General features: G+C 39.5%; 3 protein-coding genes. 1 reads left to right on the top strand and 2 read right to left on the bottom strand.

Going from position 1 to position 3593, the window contains the following annotated elements:
* Positions 1-196 precede the first annotated feature (196 nt).
* A complete protein-coding gene (locus tag QUA47_RS30450) occupies positions 197-1279 on the top strand; it encodes a hypothetical protein (protein WP_333433567.1) in 1083 nt (360 codons plus the stop codon).
* A 188-nt stretch (positions 1280-1467) separates the two neighbouring features.
* Here QUA47_RS30450 and QUA47_RS30445 read toward each other — a convergent pair whose 3' ends face one another.
* Both QUA47_RS30445 and crtA read right to left on the bottom strand, forming a co-directional pair.
* A complete protein-coding gene (locus QUA47_RS30445) occupies positions 1468-1965 on the bottom strand; it encodes a 2TM domain-containing protein (protein WP_333433566.1) in 498 nt (165 codons plus the stop codon).
* 169 nt (positions 1966-2134) lie between these two features.
* On the bottom strand, positions 2135-2971 hold the full coding sequence (gene crtA, locus QUA47_RS30440) for a cyanoexosortase A (RefSeq protein ID WP_333433565.1): 837 nt from the start codon (positions 2969-2971) through the stop codon (positions 2135-2137).
* Positions 2972-3593: the final 622 nt, after the last annotated feature.

Here is a 3593-nt window from a genome sequence, read left to right as displayed (position 1 = left end):
ATGCTCAGGCACTCTATTAAATTATTAATACATTACCTAAAATTTCAGGATGTTCCCGTTCCAGCAGTATTCATACCCTGATTCAGCAACGCCAAATTTTGATTGCCTATGTTAAAATTATTTGCGACAGGGAGAGTCCCCCGCCTGTCAAGATTTTGGTTGAAAGCAAACAAAAATTTTAGTCACGGGAAATAAAATGAGTAGCCAAGTTAACGAACCTCTGGAAATATGGATCAATGAAGATTTACTACTTCCTGGTGTACGCCCAGCCCCACTGCTAATGCACCTCAGCCCGCCGGACACTCGTCCCGAGTTACTGTTTTGGAATGGGCTCAGGGATAAATTGCCGGATATAGTTAAGATTCACCGATTTACAAACTTGGCAGATGCAGGCAAGATTGTGGTAACTCCACATTTTATTTCAAGTTATTATAGCCTTAAGAAGGAACGTGAATTTTATAGATTCAAACGCCAAGTATTAGGATCACAAAGGACTCTCGTCACCTTTTCAAACTGTTTGGAGTTTCAGCCTTCTCAAGGAGAAATATTTTTTGCAGCGTCCACTTACAATGATAAAAAAGAAAAATCGATACCCACGCCCCAATGGAGTTACGACCTGGGAGAGAAGGTAAATATCTCAAAGCCATCAATTCCTACTGTCGGTTTTGTGGGAAATATTGAATATCCATCCCGACTAAATTCCCTGATATTACGTTATATTAAATTTTCTGATTCTATGGTTAACTGGATGGCAGGCAACCTTTTTGTTAATCGTAATTTGAATTTGGGAAGGCGAAGGTTGATTGCACGATTAGTCAGAAAAAAAATAATTAATGAAGTGCGAAAAGCGAAAAATCTACAAACATCTTTGATTGAAAGAAAGAGAGATTTTTTTACTCTTCCCGTGGAAGAAAGAAACCGCCAAAGAGCCGAGTATATTAAAAATATCGAGGATAATGCTTATATCTTGGTGATCAGGGGAGACGATAATGGCTGTTACCAGCTCTGGGAGGTGATGTCAGCAGGGAGAATTCCGGTTTTTATTGATACCAATAGATCGTTACCGGAGTTGAGAGGGATGAAATGGGAAGATTTTTGCGTGATCGTTCCTTTTTCGGAAGTGCATCGGATTGGAGATTATATCCAAGCTTTTCACGATCAACTTTCGGATGAGGATTTTGCTGAGGTCTGCCGGAAATCTCGCGCTGCTTTTGATCAGCTACTTCCTCACAATTTTGTTGTCAGGATTTTGGAAATAATTGCCAAAAGTACCAACTAATGAGGTTGAAAAATGGCGAGATAATGGCGACTAAGAATATAGGAGTTAATTTAACTATCGGAGAAAAATACAGCAGTTATTAATCATTTCTCCGATTTCTCTCCGGCCTAAGTGTTACAGTTTGCTAGTTATTTGTATTAGCGGTAGTTGATTAGAATAAAAAGCGAGCGCTTTTTTTTTTAAGAAAATCACGACTGCAACCACTTCATAAACTTATTCGTCGCAGTACCAATAGATTCTCCGACTTGTTTCTTCAACCGCCACCGATGAAACGCTTTTTCGTAATCTTCCCCTTCAGTTTGATAAACATTCCAAGCATTTAGCGACAATCCCAATCCCCACGTTAGTAAAATGAACAGCGACCAAGAAAGCTCGTGCGATGCTGCTAGATTAAACAAAACTAAAAAAGTATTGATAATGCCGTATTTGGTCACATTTTTATGTAATTTGCGGCGACGGTAAGAGTTAAAAACCAGCTTTTCTTGAAATTCTCCTCTAGTTGCTAACCATTGCTGTTCCGCCGCTACAATATCCTGTTCGGAAATGCCCAATTCCGCTGCAATCTCGAAAAGCTGGACTCTGGATAATTCCCCTTCATCCTGTCGCCGCGCGATCGCAAGCTGTAAAATACCCTGAGCATCCTCGGAACCGTAAATGTGATTTATTTGACTTTCATTTGTGGCCATAAAAGGTTTCCTATAATTCCTGACATCCTTTCTATGATAGATATAGACGCAGTTAAACGACAGGTAGTGACATTGGCGGATTTCAACACCCGGACATTTGAGTGAGCGAGGCTCTTGACTATGGGAGGAGAAATCGAAGAAGCGATATATTACCTCAAATTGCAACTAATTAATTTCCCGAAATTTGACTAAGTTTGCTATCTCGTTTCAACATAAATTGATAAAATATCCCAAACAAAATCACCGCAATCATTCCCACGACTAAAGAACCTTCACCCTCATGCCAATATTTAAACAAATCTAGGCGATTAGATGCAACTAACAATGCCATTCCCGCAACTCGAAAAACATTAATAATAAAACCACAAATGACAGCGACACCTATTACCAAAGCCTTATTTTGTTTAGTAGGAAACATCACCAAACAAACTACAGCTAAACCTAATAAGTAATTCATTGCCTCTATACCCGAACAACCCCCATTTACCAACACTCTTCCTGTCGGCAAAGCAACATAATTACCGTAACGTGTTACATCAAAGCCGACATACCACAAAGAATAATAAGCAAATTTAGCAGTAAGCGAGGTAATAAAATCCACTAAAGGTAACGTAATGACACTGGGGGTGCCATGAAAAAATAGTATTACCAATTCACGCCAATATAGTTTGAAGTTCTGAAAACCTACCGCAAGTAGGCTCAAACCTAAACCCGACAAAAAAGGTGCAAGTCTTAAAAAAGGATCGAATTTAGTGGAAACCCCAGCACTTTTAAATAAAATAAAAGCTATTAATAGCGTCCCTGCTACTCTCGACAATAGATCACTTTTTATCTCACTCTGTTTGAGAATATCCTGGTTGTCCCAAAGCAGGGAACCCACAGCGAACCAAAAAACTATACTCATCCAAAAATGAGCAATATCGTCCATTTTCCACAGGATTGTCATATTCAGAGTTACTAAAGCTGTGGCGATAATGATGAGCCAAAAAAGTTTTCTTTTGAACATTTTAGATATTAGTTATTAGTTGATTGATGAGAGCCATACTTCGGACAGTTTTTGATTGCCAACCGTAGAATAAGGGTTTCCAGTCGATGCGGCAATCGAAGTACCAACGAAAAATCGAGGGTTTCAGACTACGAACTAAAAACAGTCCAGACTATTGTTAGATCATATCATAAAAATAGTAGGGGATGTGCCCAACTCATTAGCTTGAAACCCTCCTACGGAAAGGACTAGGGGGATTTTAAATGCCGTAAATCTTGGAGATGATGTTAGTAGACACTCTGGAATTTGATGGATGGTGAGACTCAGATGCAACGCATAGCTCAGCATTAGGACACCTAGTGAAAAGACGGCTACTCGAAATGATTGGTTGGGTGCCTAGCACTTTCTTACTCAGCCGCTGTAAGCAAAGACTAAAAAGGGAGTGAATCAACAATAATTAAAAATAAGTAGCCTTAATGAGGCTTGGATTTCTTCAGAGTAGACGCAATTGGCACCGCGCACGGTGTGATATCATGTCCGGTCGATTAACCATGATATGATCAGGAGAAACACCACCCCCATCAAATAAAGAATGCCAAAACGAATTACGATCACACCTCATCTGAGTTTAGAAGAGCTACAA

This window comes from Microcoleus sp. MON2_D5 (assembly GCF_036701905.1).
Classification (GTDB): domain Bacteria; phylum Cyanobacteriota; class Cyanobacteriia; order Cyanobacteriales; family Microcoleaceae; genus Microcoleus.
Note: the sequence above shows the minus strand (reverse complement) of the source record. Positions and strands in the feature narration are given on the sequence as shown.

What these genes read in the sequence shown, in the direction of transcription:
- QUA47_RS30450 (WP_333433567.1), top strand. Translation starts at nt 197, where the DNA reads ATGAGTAGCCAAGTTAACGAACCTCTGGAAATATGGATCAATGAAGAT.
- QUA47_RS30445 (WP_333433566.1), bottom strand. Translation starts at nt 1,965, where the DNA reads ATGGCCACAAATGAAAGTCAAATAAATCACATTTACGGTTCCGAGGAT.
- crtA (WP_333433565.1), bottom strand. Translation starts at nt 2,971, where the DNA reads ATGTTCAAAAGAAAACTTTTTTGGCTCATCATTATCGCCACAGCTTTA.